The 16,569-nt window shown below is 73.1% G+C and carries 15 protein-coding genes; 2 read left to right on the top strand and 13 right to left on the bottom strand.

The genetic code is table 11. From position 1 onward, the window contains the following. Positions 1 to 91: 91 nt before the first annotated feature. The 12 genes from IW256_RS10200 to rimP form a co-directional block, all read right to left on the bottom strand. On the bottom strand, positions 92 to 2,422 hold the full coding sequence (locus tag IW256_RS10200; protein ID WP_197016221.1) for a polyribonucleotide nucleotidyltransferase: 2,331 nt from the start codon (positions 2,420 to 2,422) through the stop codon (positions 92 to 94). Between the two features lie 417 nt (positions 2,423 to 2,839). Then, a complete protein-coding gene (rpsO, locus tag IW256_RS10195) occupies positions 2,840 to 3,109 on the bottom strand; it encodes a 30S ribosomal protein S15 (RefSeq protein WP_197010721.1) in 270 nt (89 codons plus the stop codon). Between the two features lie 210 nt (positions 3,110 to 3,319). Next, positions 3,320 to 4,261, bottom strand: a complete 942-nt coding sequence (locus IW256_RS10190) for a bifunctional riboflavin kinase/FAD synthetase (RefSeq protein ID WP_197010720.1) — start codon at positions 4,259 to 4,261, stop codon at positions 3,320 to 3,322. A gap of 151 nt (positions 4,262 to 4,412) precedes the next feature. After that, the gene (trhA, locus tag IW256_RS10185) at positions 4,413 to 5,069 is read right to left on the bottom strand and encodes a PAQR family membrane homeostasis protein TrhA (RefSeq protein WP_307828825.1); all 657 of its coding nucleotides are present in this window, start codon (positions 5,067 to 5,069) and stop codon (positions 4,413 to 4,415) included. 216 nt (positions 5,070 to 5,285) lie between these two features. Next, positions 5,286 to 6,179: a tRNA pseudouridine(55) synthase TruB gene (gene truB, locus IW256_RS10180; RefSeq protein ID WP_307828824.1), complete on the bottom strand. Its 894-nt coding sequence runs from the start codon at positions 6,177 to 6,179 to the stop codon at positions 5,286 to 5,288. A gap of 150 nt (positions 6,180 to 6,329) precedes the next feature. Then, the gene (locus tag IW256_RS10175) at positions 6,330 to 7,619 is read right to left on the bottom strand and encodes a DHH family phosphoesterase (RefSeq protein WP_307828823.1); all 1,290 of its coding nucleotides are present in this window, start codon (positions 7,617 to 7,619) and stop codon (positions 6,330 to 6,332) included. Continuing rightward, complete coding sequence (rbfA, locus tag IW256_RS10170) at positions 7,612 to 8,088, bottom strand: 30S ribosome-binding factor RbfA (RefSeq protein ID WP_197010717.1); 477 nt, start codon at positions 8,086 to 8,088, stop codon at positions 7,612 to 7,614. The genes IW256_RS10175 and rbfA overlap by 8 nt, the downstream gene beginning before the upstream one ends. Before the next feature lie 30 nt (positions 8,089 to 8,118). Beyond that, positions 8,119 to 8,415: a DUF503 domain-containing protein gene (locus IW256_RS10165; protein ID WP_197016219.1), complete on the bottom strand. Its 297-nt coding sequence runs from the start codon at positions 8,413 to 8,415 to the stop codon at positions 8,119 to 8,121. Between the two features lie 149 nt (positions 8,416 to 8,564). Further along, positions 8,565 to 11,645 (bottom strand): translation initiation factor IF-2, encoded by a 3,081-nt coding sequence (infB, locus tag IW256_RS10160; protein WP_197010716.1) that lies wholly within the window; start codon positions 11,643 to 11,645, stop codon positions 8,565 to 8,567. A gap of 108 nt (positions 11,646 to 11,753) precedes the next feature. After that, a complete protein-coding gene (locus IW256_RS10155) occupies positions 11,754 to 12,095 on the bottom strand; it encodes a YlxR family protein (protein WP_197010715.1) in 342 nt (113 codons plus the stop codon). A 190-nt stretch (positions 12,096 to 12,285) separates the two neighbouring features. Beyond that, positions 12,286 to 13,329: a transcription termination factor NusA gene (nusA, locus tag IW256_RS10150; protein WP_231403726.1), complete on the bottom strand. Its 1,044-nt coding sequence runs from the start codon at positions 13,327 to 13,329 to the stop codon at positions 12,286 to 12,288. Positions 13,330 to 13,354: 25 nt separating this feature from the next. Beyond that, positions 13,355 to 13,987 carry a ribosome maturation factor RimP gene (rimP, locus tag IW256_RS10145; protein WP_197010714.1) on the bottom strand — a complete coding sequence of 211 codons (633 nt, stop codon included), beginning with the start codon at positions 13,985 to 13,987 and terminating at the stop codon, positions 13,355 to 13,357. Between the two features lie 202 nt (positions 13,988 to 14,189). Between rimP and IW256_RS10140 the strand changes: the two genes are divergently transcribed. Both IW256_RS10140 and IW256_RS10135 read left to right on the top strand, forming a co-directional pair. Then, a complete protein-coding gene (locus IW256_RS10140; protein WP_231403725.1) occupies positions 14,190 to 14,762 on the top strand; it encodes a hypothetical protein in 573 nt (190 codons plus the stop codon). Next, positions 14,759 to 15,250, top strand: coding sequence for a DUF4439 domain-containing protein (locus IW256_RS10135; protein WP_197010713.1), 492 nt, complete (start codon positions 14,759 to 14,761; stop codon positions 15,248 to 15,250). The genes IW256_RS10140 and IW256_RS10135 overlap by 4 nt, the downstream gene beginning before the upstream one ends. A 48-nt stretch (positions 15,251 to 15,298) precedes the next feature. Here the strand turns inward: IW256_RS10135 and IW256_RS10130 are convergent, their stop codons facing one another. After that, a complete protein-coding gene (locus IW256_RS10130; RefSeq protein ID WP_197010712.1) occupies positions 15,299 to 16,546 on the bottom strand; it encodes an alpha/beta fold hydrolase in 1,248 nt (415 codons plus the stop codon). Between the last annotated feature and the right edge of the window lie 23 nt (positions 16,547 to 16,569).

Genomic DNA, 16,569 nt, shown 5'->3' with positions numbered 1-16,569 from the left:
CGTTCTCCATCGGTGGTCGGGCGGGGGGTCGAAAACCGGCCGACCGGCCTGCCCGGAAGAGGGCAGGCCGGTCGGGCGGCACGGGTGCTGATCAGGAGTTGCGCTGCGAGCCGTCGTCGCCGCGGCGGGTCCGGCGCCGGCGCGGGGCCCGGCGCTCGCCGCCCTCGCCCTCGCCGTCCTCGGAACGCTCGCCCGCGTCGGCGCCGGCGGCCTCGCCGGCACCGTCACCGCCGGCCTCCTTGGCGGCGGACTCGCGCTCCACCACCTCGACCGGGACCAGCGAGAGCTTGCCGCGCTGGTCGATCTCGGTGACCTCGACCTGGATCTTCTCGCCGACCGAGATCACGTCCTCCACGTTCTCGATCCGGGCGCCGCCGTGCAGCTTGCGGATCTGCGAGACGTGCAGCAGCCCGTCCTTGCCGGGCAGCAGCGACACGAACGCGCCGAACGTGGTGGTCTTGACGACCGTGCCCAGGTAGCGCTCGCCGACCTCGGGCATGTGCGGGTTGGCGATCGCGTTGATCGCCTGCCGCGCGGCCTCGGCGGACGGCCCGTCGGTGGCCCCGACGTAGATGGTGCCGTCGTCCTCGATCGTGATGTCGGCGCCGGTGTCGTCCTGGATCGAGTTGATCATCTTGCCCTTGGGGCCGATGACCTCGCCGATCTTGTCGACCGGGACCTTGATGGTGATGATCCGCGGCGCGTTCGGGCTCATCTCGGCGGGCGCCTCGATGGCCTCGCCCATCACGTCCAGGATCGCCAGCCGGGCGCCCTTGGCCTGCCGGAGCGCGGCGGCCAGCACCGAGGCGGGGATCCCGTCGAGCTTGGTGTCCAGCTGCAGCGCCGTGATCAGGTCACGGGTGCCGGCGACCTTGAAGTCCATGTCGCCGAAGGCGTCCTCGGCGCCGAGGATGTCGGTCAGCGTGACGTACTCGCCGCCCTCGTGGATCAGGCCCATGGCGATGCCGGCCACCATCTGCTTCAGCGGCACGCCCGCGTCCAGCAGCGACATGGTGGAGGCGCAGACCGACCCCATCGACGTCGAGCCGTTGGAGCCCAGCGCCTCCGACACCTGCCGGATCGCGTACGGGAACTCCTCGCGGGTGGGCAGCACCGGGATCAGCGCCCGCTCGGCCAGCGCGCCGTGCCCGATCTCGCGGCGCTTGGGCGAGCCGACCCGGCCGGTCTCACCGGTGGAGTACGGCGGGAAGTTGTAGTTGTGCATGTAGCGCTTGGTGCGCTCGGGGTTGAGCGTGTCGATCATCTGCTCCATCCGGAGCATGTTGAGCGTGGTGACGCCCATGATCTGGGTCTCGCCGCGCTCGAAGATCGCCGAGCCGTGCACCCGCGGCAGCACGTGCGCCTCGGCGCTCAGCTGCCGGATGTCCTTGACCCCGCGACCGTCGATCCGCAGCCCGTCGCGGACCACCCGCTCGCGCACGAGCTTCTTGGTGACCGCGCGGAAGGCCGCGGAGATCTCCTTCTCCCGGCCCTCGAAGTCGGCGGCCAGCTTCTCGGCCGCCCCCGCCTTGATCTCGTCCAGCCGGGACTCGCGCTCCTGCTTGCCGGCGATGGTCAGCGCCTCGGCCAGCTCGGCGGAGACGGTGGCGCTCACCGCCTCCAGGACGTCGTCGTTGTAGTCGGGGTACAGCGGGTACTCGGCGGTCGGCTTGGCCGCCTCGGCGGCCAGCTCGCTCTGCGCCTGGCACAGCACCTTGATGAACGGCTTGGCCGCCTCCAGGCCCTGCGCGACCGTCTCCTCGGTCGGCGCCACCGCGCCCTCGCCGACCAGGCGGAGGGTGTCGCGGGTGGACTCGGCCTCGACCATCATGATCGCGACATCGCCGTCCTCCAGCACCCGGCCGGCCACGACCATGTCGAAGGTCGCGCGCTCCAGCTCGGGGTGGGTCGGGAAGCCGACCCACCGGCCCTCGATCAGCGCGACACGGACGCCGCCGATCGGGCCGGAGAAGGGCAGGCCGGCCAGCTGGGTGGACAGCGACGCGGCGTTGATCGCCACCACGTCGTACAGGTGCTCGGGGTGGAGCGCCAGGATCGTCTCCACGACCTGGATCTCGTTGCGCAGGCCCTTGACGAAGGACGGGCGCAACGGGCGGTCGATCAGCCGGCAGGTGAGGATCGCGTCCTCCGACGGCCGCCCCTCGCGGCGGAAGAACGAGCCGGGGATGCGCCCGGCCGCGTACATCCGCTCCTCCACGTCCACGGTGAGCGGGAAGAAGTCCAGGTTCTCCTTGGGCTTCTTGGAGGCGGTGGTGGCCGACAGGACCATCGTCTCGTCGTCCAGGTAGGCGACGGCCGAACCGGCCGCCTGTCGGGCCAGCCGGCCGGTCTCGAACCGGATGGTCCGGGTGCCGAACGGCCCGTTGTCGATCACTGCTTCGGCGCTGAGCGCGCCGTCGATGCGCACGGCATCTGTCACGGGGAAACCTCCTCAGGTTCCGGTCGTTCCCCGCGGTCGTCGCCCGTGGTTTCACGCAGTGCCGGTCTTCGATCGAAGCAGCCGGATCCGCGGGCCCCCGCCGGGGGCGGAGCGTGATCCGGAAGCCACTACCGAGGACCGGCCGCACCAGGGCGGTGTCCGCGGGGCTTGTCTGTCCAGTTGTACGGGGCGGCGCCCGGTGGCGCCCACCCGGTGGCCGGTCACGGCCGCCGGCCGTCCCGCGCTCTCACATTCCCGCGGACCGGCGTGTCACGCCCGGTGGCGGGTCATCGCCCCGGGCCGGTGCGGAGACCGGCCGCGAGGGCGGTACGGCGGAGGGCCGGCGAGAGGGCCGATACAGAGGAGGGAGCGGCCCGGATGAGCCACTCCCTCGCCTTGCTAGCGGCGCAGACCGAGTCGCTCGATCAGCTGCCGGTAGCGGTTGATGTCCTTGTTGCTGAGGTACTTCAGGAGGCGGCGACGCCGGCCGACCAGCAGCAGCAGCCCGCGGCGGCTGTGGTGGTCGTGCTTGTGCTCCTTGAGGTGCTCGGTCAGATCATTGATCCGCCGGGTAAGCAGCGCGACCTGGACCTCCGGGGATCCGGTGTCACCCTCAGTGGTCGCGTACTCGGCGATGATCTTGTTCTTCGTGGCGGTGTCGAGCGACACGTGGCTCCTTCGATGAAGTCGTCACCCGCAGATCCCGGCCTCTTCGGCGCGACGGTCCGCATGGTGCGTGCGAATCTTGGCGAGCCGCATGAGGGTGCAGCAAGCCGGGCCGGGGCCTTTCCCGGCGACTCTTCACCGTACCATGCCGCGCCTCCCGTCCGGCAACGCGCGGCCACCCGCCGTGATCAGGGCTTTCGCCCCCGGACGCCGTCAGCTCCCGGTGATCCGGCGGATGCGCTCGACGTCCCGGTGCATCTGCTCGACCAGCGCCTCGACCGAGTCGAACTTGAGGGTGTCGCGGATCCGGACCTGGAAGTCCACCGCCATGTGCTCGCCATAGAGGTCCAGGTCGTCACGGTCCAGCGCGTACGCCTCCACCGTCCGCTCCTCGCCCTCGAAGGTGGGGTTGGTGCCGATGGAGATCGCGGTCGGCCAGTCGAAGCCGGGGTAGCGGTCGGAGTCGCACACCAGCCGGCCGGCGTAGACGCCGTCGGCGGGGATCGCGGTGTGCGGCAGGCTCTCCAGGTTGGCGGTGGGGAACCCGAGGGCCCGCCCGCGCTGGTGACCGCGCACCACCACGCCCTCGACGCGGTGCGGGCGGCCCAGCGCGTTCGCGGCCTCCTCCACCTCGCCGGCCTCGAGCCTGGCCCGGATGTAGGTGGAGGAGATCGTGTCGCCGTTGGCCACCAGCGGCATGCCCACGGCGGTGAAGTCGTACTTGTCGCCCAGCTCGGTCAGCAGCGCGACGTCGCCCTTGGCCCGGTGCCCGAACCGGAAGTCCTCGCCCACGATCACGTGCGCCGCGTGCAGCCGGTCCACCAGCACCGACTGGACGAACTCGTCCGGCGGCACCTTCGACAGCTCCAGCGTGAACGGGACCACCACGACCGCGTCGGTGCCCAGCCCCTCCAGCAGCTCGATCCGGCGGCGGGCGGAGGTCAGCAGCGGCGGATGCGTGCCGGGCCGGACCACCTCGTCCGGATGCGGATCGAAGGTGATCACGACCGAGCGGAGCCCGCGCTCGCGGGCCTGCTCGGCCGCGGCGCGGACGATCCGCTGATGACCGCGGTGCACGCCGTCGAACACGCCGATCGTGACGACGGACCTCCCCCAGTCGGCGGGAACCTCGCCGAGGCCATGCCAGCGCCGCACCATGCTCTCCCTGCGTAGGACCTGCCTGCCGGTCTTGCCGTCACCCGAAGGCCGTGCTGTCGCCTCAAGACTGCCATGCGGCCGGAAGCGGATCGACCGAGGGGCTCCCGCTGCGAGTTTACCCACCGGTAGCCGGGCCGCCCCGGAACGGTCAGCCGGACTGGTAGACCACCAGCGACACGGCGATGTACTGCATGACGTACGCGGCCAGCGTGCACGCGTGAAATACCTCGTGGAAGCCGAACCAGCGCGGTGAGGGGTCGGGGCGCCGCAGCCCGTACACCACCCCGCCGGCGCTGTAGGCGACCCCGCCCAGCGCCACCAGGACGCACGCCGCGACCCCGGCGCCGTCCAGGAACTGTGGCATAAAGAACACCGCGACCCAGCCGAGGGCGATGTAGAGCGTGACGTACAGCCAGCGCGGCGCGCCGATCCACGCGGTCCGGAAGACCACCCCGGCCACGGCGCCCGTCCACACGACGGCGAGCACCCCGACCCGGACGCCGCCGTCCAGGGCCAGCACGGCGAACGGCGTGTACGTGCCGGCGATGATCAGATAGATGTTGGCGTGGTCGAAGCGCCGCAGCAGCTCGATCAGCCGGGCCGACCGCTGCCGGTGGTAGGTCCCCGAGATCCCGAACAGCAGGCCCGAGGTCGCCACGTACACGGCCGAGGCCAGGCGCGCCTGCACGGAGGGACCCAGCGCGACCAGGACGAGCCCGGCCACCAGGACGGCCGGAAACGCGCCCAGGTGCAACCAGCCGCGCAGCCGGGGACGGGTGGGGGAAGGCGCCTCCCGGGGCGGCACGGAAGGAGTCTCGGATGGGGACGTGGGGTGGCGCAGCGTTGCCACGAGCAACCCTCCTCATTCGAACAACCAACCTACGGTTACGTAGGTTACGCCACCGTAGGTTGATTTGGAGGGGGGTTGGACACCTCCATCTGAGTGAGCCTCGCCACCATGACGCCCCAGAGACCCCCGAGGCCCCCGAGGCCGTCCGGGGCCGTCCGGGGCCGTCCGGGGTCAGGAGACGAAGACGGCGAGGGGCTTGGCGGCGCTCCCCTGCTCCTCGACCAGAGCGAGCAGCGTGCCGTCGGGCGCGAAGACGCCCACCGGCCCGGGCCCCAGGCCGACCGCCGGAAGCCGTCCGCCGTGCATGACCTTGCGGGCCGCGTCGGCGTCCACCTCGCGGCGCGGGAACGCCGCGGCCACGGCCTCCCCCATCGGCAGGATCTCCAGCTTCTCCCCGAGCCGGTCGAGCGTCCGGGCCATGCTCAGGTCGTACGGCCCCACCCGGGTCCGGCGCAGGGACGTCAGGTGCCCGCCCGTACCGAGAGCGGCGCCCAGATCGCGCGCCAGCGCGCGGATGTAGGTGCCCGACGAACAGGTGATGGAGGCGTCCACATCGATCAGGTCGCCCTCCCGGCGCACACCGGTGACCGTGAACGAGTGCACCGTCACCGGCCGGGCCGCCAGTTCCACCCGCTCGCCCTTGCGGGCCATCTTGTACGCACGCTCACCGTTCACCTTGATCGCGCTGACCTGCGGCGGCACCTGCCGGATCTCGCCGGTCAGCGCGCCGATCCCGGCCCGCAGCGCGTCGTCGGTCACCGCCGCGGCCGAGGCGGTGCCGGTGATCTCGCCCTCGGCGTCGTCGGTGTTGGTCGACTGCCCCAGCCGGATCGTGGCGTCGTATCCCTTCTCGGTCAGCGCCAGATGCCCCAGCAGCCGGGTCGCCTTCTCCACCCCGACGACCAGCACCCCGGTCGCCATGGGATCCAGCGTCCCCGCGTGGCCGACCCGCCGGGTCCGCGCCAGCCGCCTCATCCGGGCCACCACGTCATGGGACGTCCACTCGGCCGGCTTGTCCACGATGACCAGCCCCGACTCCACGGCCCCCTCGCTCCGCTCCGTCACGCCGCACCTCCCGTGGGGGGACGACCCCCCACACCCCCCGACACACAAAGCAGCAAGCCCTCGCTCCGCTCCGTCATGCCGCACCTCCCGTGGGGGGACGACCCCCCACACCCCCCGACACACAAAGCAGCAAGCCCTCGCTCCGCTCCGTCATGCCGCTTCGTCCTTCTTCAATGCCGCCCTCAGGCGGTCGATGATGGTGGCGGGCTCGCCGGCGAGGGTGAAGGCCGCGGCGGTACGGTGGCCGCCGCCGCCCAGCGCGACGCAGGCGCGGCCCACGTCGACCCGTCCCTTGGAACGGGTCGACACGTACCATTCACCCTGGTCGTTCTGCTTGCAGACGACCGCGACCTCGGCCTCGTCGGTACGGCGGAGCTGGTCGATGACCCCTTCGAGCTGGTCGTAGGGCACGCCGCGGCTGTCGCGCTCGGCCCGCCCGATGCTCGTCCAGACCAGGCCGAGGCCGCCGGCGGCTTCGCGTTCCAGCCGGGCCCGGGCCAGGGCGCCGGCCAGCACCATCAGGTAACCGAACGGCGCGCGATCCCACAGCTCGCGGCTCACCGCCTCCGGGCGCACTCCCGCGGCCAGCAGCCGGCCCGCCAGATCGTGCACCTGCGGGGTGGTGCAGGGGTATTTGAACGAGCCGGTGTCGCTGGCCAGGCCCGCGTACAGGCCCTGGGCGATGTCGCCGGTGAGCGGCGCGCCCAGCCTGCGGATCAGTTCCTCGACCAGCACCGCCGTGGCCGCCGCGTCCGGGTCCACCAGGCGTACGGCGCCGAACCCGGTGTTGGAGGCGTGGTGGTCGACGACGATGAGGGAGCCCGCGACGGCGGCGCGCCCGGCCAGGGACCCCAGCCGCTCCACCCCGGCCGCGTCCAGCGTGATCATGACCTTCGGGATCCCGGGCATCCGCGCCGGCTCCACCAGCAGTTCCTGGCCCGGCAGGAAGCGCAGGCTGCCCGGGACGGTGAACGGCTCGCCGAACGAGGCCAGGCAGCGTTTCCCCAGCCCGCTCAGCGCCTGGCCCAGGGCAAGCATCGAGCCCAGCGCGTCCCCGTCCGGGGCGACGTGGCAGGCCAGGCAGATCTCGTCGGCCGTCTCGATGAGGGCCAGGGCCCGGTCCCAGTCCAGCTCGGCCCGCGGGCCGCCGCCGGCGGGGCGGGTGCCGCCCGGGGCGCCCGGCGCGGCGGGCGCGGGCCGCCGGGCGGCGGATTCCGCGCCGCGGGACGCGACGACGCCGAGGACGGGCTCGGAGGCGGTCAGGACGCTCAGCTTGTCGGGGAGGCGCGGTACGGGCTCGGTCGCCAGGCCCAGCGGAGGGTCCGCGTGGTCGACGGCGTCCCCGCACGCCGCGGCCGGGCCCCAGGCGAGCGCCGGAGCCTCGTGGTCGCTGGTCCAGACGGTCCCCGGTGTCGCGCCCCCCGCCACCGGTTCACTCACGAGACGAGTGTCCCGCTTCGCCATCCTCGTCGTCGTCGGTTTCGTCGACATCGTCATCGGCGCGATAGGGATTGGCGTCCCCGGCGTGAGTGGCCGCCTGGGCCGCCCTGGCGACCTCCGCGTCCTGGGCCTTGGCCTTGGCCAGCAGGTCGTCGATGTGGGCGGCGTTCTCCATCAGGGAGTCGGCGACGAAGGTGATGCTGGGGGTGTGCCGGACGCCGGTCTTACGACCGACCTCGGACCGGATGACGCCCTTGGCGCTCTCCAGGGCGGCGGCGGTCTCGGCGCGCTCGCCCTCCGACCCGTACACCGTGTAGTAGACGGTGGCGTCACGCAGGTCGTTGGTGATGCGGGTGTCCGTCACGGTCACGAAGCCGAGCCGCGGATCCTTGATCCGCCGCTCCAGCATCTCCGCCACGATCTGCTGGATGCGGTCGGCGAGCTTGCGCGCGCGAGCTGCGTCCACCATGATCGCACTCCCTTTCCATGGTCGAGGAGGTCAGTCCTCGTCGTTGTAGAGCCGCCGCCGTGCCGACAGCAGCTCGATCTCGGGGCGACCGGCCACCAGCCGTTCGCACTGGTCCAGCACCTCGGTGCAGTTGCCGGCGGTGGCCGACACCACCGCCACCCCGATCTCCGCCCTGCGGTGCAGGTCGTTGTCACCGGTCTCGGCGACGGCCACGCCCGGGAACCGCTTGCGGACCTCGGCGATGACGGGCCGGACGACCGAACGCTTCTGCTTCAGCGAGCGGACGTCCCCCAGGAGCAGGTCTAGTGTCAGCGCACCCACGTACAACTGATGGATCACCTCGGGTCGAGTCGTCGGTTGGAACGTTGGAATGGAACGACCGGCGGCGGCCCGGATGTTCCCGGGGCCGCCGCCGTGACACCGCGCCGGGCCCTTCCCAGGGCCCGGACGCCGTGCCGCCGTGTGTCATCTCACGCTCAGTCGCGAGGCTTCTCCCGCATCTCGAAGCACTCGATGACGTCGCCGAGCTTGATGTCGTTGTAGCCGACACCGATACCGCACTCGAAGCCCTCGCGGACCTCGGTGGCGTCCTCCTTGAACCGGCGCAGCGAGGACACCGTGAGGTTGTCCGACACCACGACGCCGTCGCGGACGAGCCGCGCCTTGGCGTTGCGCTGGATGACGCCCGAGGTGACCATCGAGCCGGCCACGTTGCCGATCCGCGGCACCTTGAAGATCTCGCGGATCTCCGCGGTACCGAGCTGGACCTCCTCGAACTCCGGCTTGAGCATGCCCTTGAGGGCCGCCTCGATCTCCTCGATCGCCTGGTAGATGACCGAGTAGTACCGGATGTCCACGCCCTCGCGGTCGGCCAGCTCCTGCGCGTTGCGCTCGGGCCGCACGTTGAAGCCGATGATGACCGCGCCGTCGGAGGCCAGCGAGAGGTTGACGTCGTCCTGCGTGATCGCGCCGACACCGCGGCGGATGACGCGCAGGTTGACCTCCTCGCCCACGTCGATCTTCGACAGCGAGTCCTCCAGGGCCTCCACCGAACCGGAGACGTCGCCCTTGAGGATGAGGAGCAGCTCCTGCCGCTCGCCCTTCTCCAGGTCCTTGAACAGCTCTTCCAGGGAGCTGCTCTTACGGCTCTTGAGCAGTTCGGCGTTGCGCTTGCGGGCGACCCGCTTGTCGGCGATCTGCCGGGCGACCCGGTCGTCCTCGACGACCAGGAAGTTGTCGCCCGCGCCGGGCACGGCGGTGAGGCCGAGCACCAGCACCGGACGGGACGGCGTCGCCTCGTCGACGTTGTTGCCGTTCTCGTCCAGCATCGCCCGGACGCGGCCGTGCGCCACACCGCAGACGATCGAGTCGCCGACCCGCAGCGTGCCGCGCTGCACCAGCACGGTCGCCACGGCGCCGCGGCCCTTGTCGAGGTGCGCCTCGATGGCCGAGCCCTGGGCGGGCATGTCCGGGTTGGCCTTGAGCTCCAGCTCCGCGTCGGCGGTCAGGATGACCGCCTCGAGCAGCCCGTCGATGTTGACGCCCTGCTTGGCGGACACGTCGACGAACTGGGTCTGGCCGCCGAACTCCTCGGCGATCAGGCCGTACTCGGTGAGCTGGGCCCGCACCCGCTGCGGGTCGGCCCCGGGCACGTCGATCTTGTTGACCGCGACCACGATCGGCACCCCGGCCGCCGTGGCGTGGTCGATCGCCTCGGTGGTCTGCGGCTTGACGCCGTCGTCGGCGGCGACCACCAGCACCACCAGGTCGGTGGTGTCGGCACCGCGGGCACGCATGGCGGTGAACGCCTCGTGACCCGGGGTGTCGATGAAGGTGATCTTGCGCTCTTCGCCGTCGACCTCGGTCTGCACCTGGTAGGCGCCGATGTGCTGGGTGATGCCGCCGGCCTCGCCGGCCTGGACGTCGGCGTGCCGGATGGCGTCCAGCAGCTTGGTCTTACCGTGGTCGACGTGACCCATGACGGTCACCACCGGCGGACGCGACTGCAGGTACTCCTCGCCGCCGTCGTCCTCGCCGTACTCGATGTCGAAGGACTCCAGCAGCTCGCGGTCCTCGTCCTCGGGGCTGACGACGTGGACGTCGAAGTCCAGCTCGAGTCCGAGCTCCTGGAGGTCGCTCTCCTCCACCGACTGGGTGGCGGTGACCATCTTGCCCAGGTGCATCATGATCTGGACCAGCGAGGCCGGGTTCGCACCGATCTTCTCGGCGAAGTCGGTCAGCGTGGCGCCCTGCGGCAGCCGGATGGACTTGCCGTTGCCGCGCGGAGCCTGGACGCCGCCGATCGCCGGCGCCTGCATGTTGTCGAACTCTTGACGCCGCTGCTTCTTCGACTTGCGCCCGCGGGCCGGACGGCCGCCGGGGCGTCCGAAGGCGCCCTGCGTGCCACCGCGGCCACGGCCGCCGCCACCCGGACGGGGGCCGCCGAAGCCGCCACCGGGACGGCCACCGCCGCCACCACCGGGACGCGGGCCGCCGAAGCCGCCGCCGCCACCGGGACGGCCGCCGCCACCCGGACGCCCGGCACCGCCGGGACGGCCGCCGCCGCCACCGCCGCCGGGACGGCCACCGCCACCGCCGCCTGGGCCGCCGCCGGGCCCGCCCCGCCCGGGGGCGGAGGGCCGCGAGGACGGCATGTTCATCGGGCTCGGACGCGGACCGCCACCCGGACGCGGAGGCATGTTGCCCGGGCTGGGACGGGGACCGCCCGCACCCGGAGCGCCGGACCGGGGCCCGGGACGCGGGCCGCCGGGACGGTCGCCACCGCCGCCGGGACGGTCGCCGGCCGGCCGGGGGCCGGGACGCGGCCCCGGCTTGGGCGCCTGGCCCATGCCGGTGTTGGTCGAGCTGAACGGGTTGTTGCCCGGACGCGGGCCACCGGGACCGCGGCCGCCGCCACCGCCGCTGGGGCGGGGACCGGGACGCGGGCCGGGCTTGGGCGCGCGGGGACCGGGCCGGGGACCGCCGTCGCGGGCACCGTCACGGCTCTCGCGGGGCCCGCCGTCACGACCGTCGCGACCGTCGCGCGGCCCGCCGTCGCGTCCACCGCCCGGCACCCGGGGAACGGGCGGAGCGGGGGGCGCCTGCGCGGCCGCCGGGGCGACCGGCGTGCTGGGCGCGGGGGGCACCGGACCCGGCCGCGGGCCGGGCTTGGGGCCGCCGCCGGGAGCCGCGGGACCAGCAGCGGGAGCCGCAGGAGCCGCGGGGCTCGGCTTGGGCGCCGGCGGACGCGGCACCTGGGGCTTGGGGGGCGCCGGACGGGGCCCCTGCGGGCCTCCGGACGGCGCGGAACCGGACGAGCCGGGCCCGGGCCGCGGCGCCGACGGGCGCGGGCCGGGGCGCCTGGGCGCGCCCTTCCTCTCCGCCGGCCTGGCGGAGGACGAATTGGAGAAAGCTTCTGTGAGCCTGCGAACGACCGGCGCCTCTATCGTCGAGGACGCCGACCGTACGAACTCGCCCATTTCCTGGAGCTTGGCCATGACGACCTTGCTCTCTACACCGAACTCCTTGGCGAGTTCGTAAACCCGGACCTTCGCCACTGCACTCCCTACTCGGTCCGGGGGTGCGGCCTCCGGACCGTCGCTAACTTGCCGTACTCATCGCGGCGTGCTCATCGAGCGCTCATAGCAATCTCGACCTGCTTCCGACTAGACGTCGCTTACCATTCGGCCATCCTGCTGCCGCGGCGTCACCACCGCAAGCCCGTCTCGCAGCACACGTATATCGAGCGACCCCGCCAGGCGGAAGGCCCGGGGGAACGCCCGACGTCGCTCAGCGAGCTCGAGACACGCCGGATCGGGATGGATGTACGCACCCCGTCCCGGCAGCCGCCCCGCAGGATCGGGGACGATGACGCCCTCGACCACCACCAGGCGCAGCAGGTCGGACTTGGCCGTGCAAACCCGGCAGCCCACGCACGTGCGCAGCGGGACCGCCCGGCCACGTTGTGAAAGTCTACCGCGCCGAGGCGTCGGCGGGACCTGTCGCATGCTCTCCTGATGTTGTTGATCCGGATTTGCCTGATCCGGCCACATGTGCGGGTGCCTTTCCGGACCGCCGGGACGCCCGGCCGCGTCCCGTCGTTTCCCCAGGCCAGAGCGCCGGAGCGGTCCGCCGGGGCGGTCCGCTCGGGCTCCTCGCCGGGCCGTCCGGACTTCCTCGCCGGCCCGGCCGTCCCTCTTACTCGGACCGGTCCGCGGTGGCCGCCGGGCCGGGCTGCTCGGGCTGCGCGGGCCTGTCGGGCCGCTCAGGCTGCTCGGGCTGCTCGACCTGCTCGGTGTCGGACCGGATGTCGATCCGCCAGCCGGTGAGGCGGGCGGCGAGCCGGGCGTTCTGCCCCTCCTTGCCGATCGCCAGCGACAGCTGGTAGTCGGGCACGATCACCCGCGCCACCCGCGCGTCGGCGTCCACCACCTCGACGCCGGAGACCCGGGCCGGGGACAGCGCGTTGCCGACGAACTCGGCCGGTTCCTCCGACCAGTCCACGATGTCGATCTTCTCACCGTGCAGCTCGTGCATCACGTTGCGGACGCGGCTGCCCAGCGGGCCGATGCAGGCCCCCTTGGCGTTCACGCCCGGCTTGCGGGAGCGGACCGCGATCTTGGTGCGGTGCCCCGCCTCCCGGGCGATCGCCGCGATCTCGACGGTGCCGTCGGCGATCTCCGGAACCTCCAGGGCGAACAGCTTGCGCACCAGGTTGGGGTGGGTCCGCGACAGCTGCACCGACGGGCCGCGGTGGCCCTTGCGCACCTGCACGACGTACGCCCGCAGGCGCTCGCCGTGGTCGTAGGACTCGCCGGGGACCTGCTCCTGCGGCGGCAGCACCGCCTCGATCTTGCCGAGGTCCACCAGCACGTTCCGCGGGTCCTTGCCCTGCTGGATGATGCCGGAGACGATGTCGCCCTCGCGGCCGGCGTACTCGCCGAAGGTCAGCTCGTCCTCGGCGTCCCGCAGCCGCTGCAGGATCACCTGCTTGGCCGTGGTCGCCGCTATACGTCCGAAACCCGTGGGGGTGTCGTCGTATTCCCGGACGGCCTGGCCCTCCTCGTCGGTCTCGGTCGCCCACACGGTCACGTGGCCGGTGCCGCGGTCGAGCTCGACGCGCGCCTTGGACGCCGCGCCCTCCGTGCGGTTGTAGGCGATCAGCAGGGCGTCTTCGATGGCCTTGACGGCCACGTCGAGCGAGATGTCCTTCTCGCTCTCCAGGCTCCGCAAGGCGGTCATGTCGATGTCCACGAGGTTCCCCCCTCTATTCCGGCTCAGCCGGAGAACGCGATTCCTCGGCCTGGCGGAACTCCACCTGGACCCGTCCGCGCCCCAGCTCGCCGAGGTCGAACCGGCGTCTGGTCGTCTTCGGCGCGCCCTTGCCGGCCTTGCCTCCCTTGGGGCCGCCCTTGCCGCCCTTGCCGCCCTTGTGGTCTCCGGGGCCCTGGCCGACGACGTCGATGACGACCGTCGCGTCGTCCGCGGACACCACCCGGCCCTCGATCTGCCCGCCCTCGGCCAGGGGGGCGACGACCAGCCGGCCGGCGGCACGGCGCCAGTGCCGGGGCTCGGTGAGGGGACGGTCGACGCCGGGCGAGGTGACCTCCAGCACGTACGGCCCGGCGCCCATGACGTCGGAGCCGTCGAGGAGTTCGGAGGCCGTCTGGCTGATCAGGGCGACGTCGTCGAGGCTCACGCCGCCGTCGGCGTCCACGACGATCTTGACCAGGCGGCGCCGGCCGGCGGGCCGCACGTCGACCTCTTCCAGGTCGAAGCCCGCCGCGTTGACGGCGGGGGCCAGCAGCCGGGTCAGGCCGTCCACGGCCGCGGCGCGGCCGGCGGCCGGAGCGTCGTCGTGGCCCCGGTGAGCGCGTCCTTCGCCGGACTCGACGCTCATGGGACCTCCTCTATGTTGTGCGGAACGATGTCATGCGGAACCGCGGTGTGTCCGTTGCCCTTCAAGACTATCGACAGCCGGGCACCCCAGCGGCCTTTCGGACGGCTCACCGGCGCGCCGGATATGGAATGCTTGAGCTGGCCTGATGGGCGGATCGATCGCCCCGGCCCACACCGTCGCACCACTCGGTGAGGAGACGCGTTTGCCTGAGGTCGGACCGGGTCGGGGCCCCGGGACGGGTGCCCGGGGCTCGTTCGCGGGCACGGCCGTGCCACGGCGCGCGGTCCTGGGCGGGGGCGCCGTGCTGGCCGTCCCGTTCCTCGGCGGCTGCGACGGGGCCGGAGGCGGCTCCGGCCGGACGCGGCCCTCCGCCGGGCCCGCCGGTCCGGACGTGACGGTCCTCGTGGGCGCCATCGCGGCCGAGCAGGACCTCATCGCGCTGTACGAGGCGGCCCGCGCCGCCCACGCCTCCCTGGCCCGGCGCATCGACCCGGCCCTCGCCCGCCATCGCGAGCATCTGGCGGTGCTGCGGCGCCACTACGTCCCCGGGTCGGGCGACCGCGCCGGCGAGGGGAGCGCCGCTCCCCGGCCCGCCCCGCCGCGGGCGCCTGAGGAGGCCGCCGAGGCGCTGGCGGCCCTCCGCCGGGCCGAGAGCGCGTCCGCCGCCGCCCGCGCGGCGGAGGCCGGCCGGGTCGCGCCCGGCCTGGCGCAGCTCCTGGCGAGCGTCGGGGCCTGCGAGGCGGGGCACGCGGCGGCGCTGGCGAGGACGTCATGAGGGCCGGGCGGGCGACGGCCGGGCGGGCGACGGCCGACGCCCTCCAGGAGGTGCTCCGGGCCGAGCACGCGGCCGTCTACGGGTACGGCGTCGCCGGAGCGCGGCTGGCAGGATCGATGCGCCGGTCCGCGGAGACCATCTGGAACGCGCACCGCGCGCGGCGGGACGACCTGGCGGCGCGCCTGGCGGGCATGGGGGCCACGCCGATCGCGGCGGACGCCGTGTACCGGCTGTCCGTGCGGGTCACCTCGGTGCGCACGGCGGCGGAGGCCGCCGCGGCGCTGGAGGACGACCTCGTCATCGCGTACACGGGCCTGGCCGGTTCCGCCGACGCCGCGCTGCGCGCCTTCGCGGCCCGTGCCATGCAGGAGGCGATGGCCCGGGCGGTGCGCTGGCGGGCGCACGCGGGGCGTCCCGCGGGTCCCGGCTCGGCCTTCCCCGGCCTTCCCCCGGAGTCGCTCCGGCCGAGGCCCAGACCCGGCGAATGACGGATGACCAGACCCGGCGAATGAACGGCCGTCACGCGGCGCCGCGCCTCAGAGGCGGCCGCGGACCATGCCGATCAGCCGGTCGAGCACCCGGGCGTCGGCCGACAGCCCGTTGTGCGCGTACTCGTTGGTGATCCACGGGCGCAGGCCCCTGATCGCCGCCGCGGTCTCCAGGGAGTGCTCGCGGTCGACGTACATGTCGTCGTGGTACACCGCCGCCGCGACCGGCACGGTGTTGGCGGCGAGCCGGTCCGGGTCGTAGAGGCGCGGCCAGTCCCGGTGCCGGGCGAGCAATTCCGCGCAGTCCTTCAGGGGCCGCAGCGCCGGGTCCTCGTCGAAGAACCACGGATAGATCATCTCGCCGACGAAGCGGTCCTCGAACTCGGGGAACTCCTCCAGGACGCGGTGCGCCGACCACTCCGACGCCGTTCCCTGGCAGTAGATCGCCTCGTGCAGCACCGCGTACAGCGGGTTGGCCGCGTAGCTCACCCGGGCGTCCACGCCGCGCAGGAACACGTCGGAGATCTGCCGGCCCGCGAACGCCTCCTCCAGCAGGTGGTGGAGGACGTCGAAGTCGGCGGAGGAGCCGAAGCCGTGCCCGAGGGTCTGGAACCTGCGGCGGGTGAGCCGTTCCCCGCCCGGCATCCGGACGTCGTGCTCGGCCAGATGGTCCATGACCCGCCGGGCGAGGTCGCGGTCGGCGGGGTAGCGCTCGAAGTAGCGTTCGCCGGCCGCCAGCACCCGCGGGTAGGCGGCCCGGTAGACCTCGTCGGGTCCGGCCGTCAGGCTCGGCAGCCCGCCGGTGATGAAGACCTCCCGCAGCCCCTCGGGGGCGAACGAGAGATAGGTGACGGCGCAGAAGCCCCCGAAACTCTGCCCCAGGACGCTCCACGGCCGGTCGCCTGCCAGGGCGCGGCGCAGCAGTTCGGCGTCCCGCACGATCGAGTCCGCGCGGAAGTGGCGCAGACGGCGGGCCGCCTCCGCGGGGTCGGCGGGCAGGGTCTGCCGGTTCGCCACCGTGCTGCGGCCCGTTCCGCGCTGGTCCAGCAGCAGCACGCGGTAGTCCTTGAGGGCGCGGCCGAGCCAGGCCGCCGGGCCGCCCGGACGCGTCGCCTTGTGTCCCGGACCGCCCTGCAGGAAGAGCAGCCACGGGAGGTCGTCGTCCTCCCTCCCGGGGGCGACCACCTCCCGGGCGTAGATCTCGATCGTGGCCCCGCCCGGATCATCGTGGTCGAGGGGAACGTCCAGGAAGCGGTCGGTGCAGACGAGACCGGGCCGGCGGAAGGTCGGTGACATGCCTCAACCATGCCACCGCCGAC

The organism is Actinomadura viridis, from assembly GCF_015751755.1.
GTDB lineage: Bacteria > Actinomycetota > Actinomycetes > Streptosporangiales > Streptosporangiaceae > Spirillospora > Spirillospora viridis.
The sequence above is the reverse complement of the archived record's forward strand: the minus strand, read 5'-3'. Positions and strand labels throughout refer to the sequence as shown.

Bases quoted from the DNA above. Each gene is read 5' to 3' on its own strand.
- IW256_RS10135 (WP_197010713.1), top strand. From the start codon at position 14,759: ATGAGGGCCGGGCGGGCGACGGCCGGGCGGGCGACGGCCGACGCCCTC.
- rimP (WP_197010714.1), bottom strand. From the start codon at position 13,987: ATGAGCGTCGAGTCCGGCGAAGGACGCGCTCACCGGGGCCACGACGAC.
- IW256_RS10130 (WP_197010712.1), bottom strand. From the start codon at position 16,546: ATGTCACCGACCTTCCGCCGGCCCGGTCTCGTCTGCACCGACCGCTTC.
- IW256_RS10155 (WP_197010715.1), bottom strand. From the start codon at position 12,095: ATGCGACAGGTCCCGCCGACGCCTCGGCGCGGTAGACTTTCACAACGT.
- rbfA (WP_197010717.1), bottom strand. From the start codon at position 8,088: ATGGTGGACGCAGCTCGCGCGCGCAAGCTCGCCGACCGCATCCAGCAG.
- nusA (WP_231403726.1), bottom strand. From the start codon at position 13,329: ATGACCGCCTTGCGGAGCCTGGAGAGCGAGAAGGACATCTCGCTCGAC.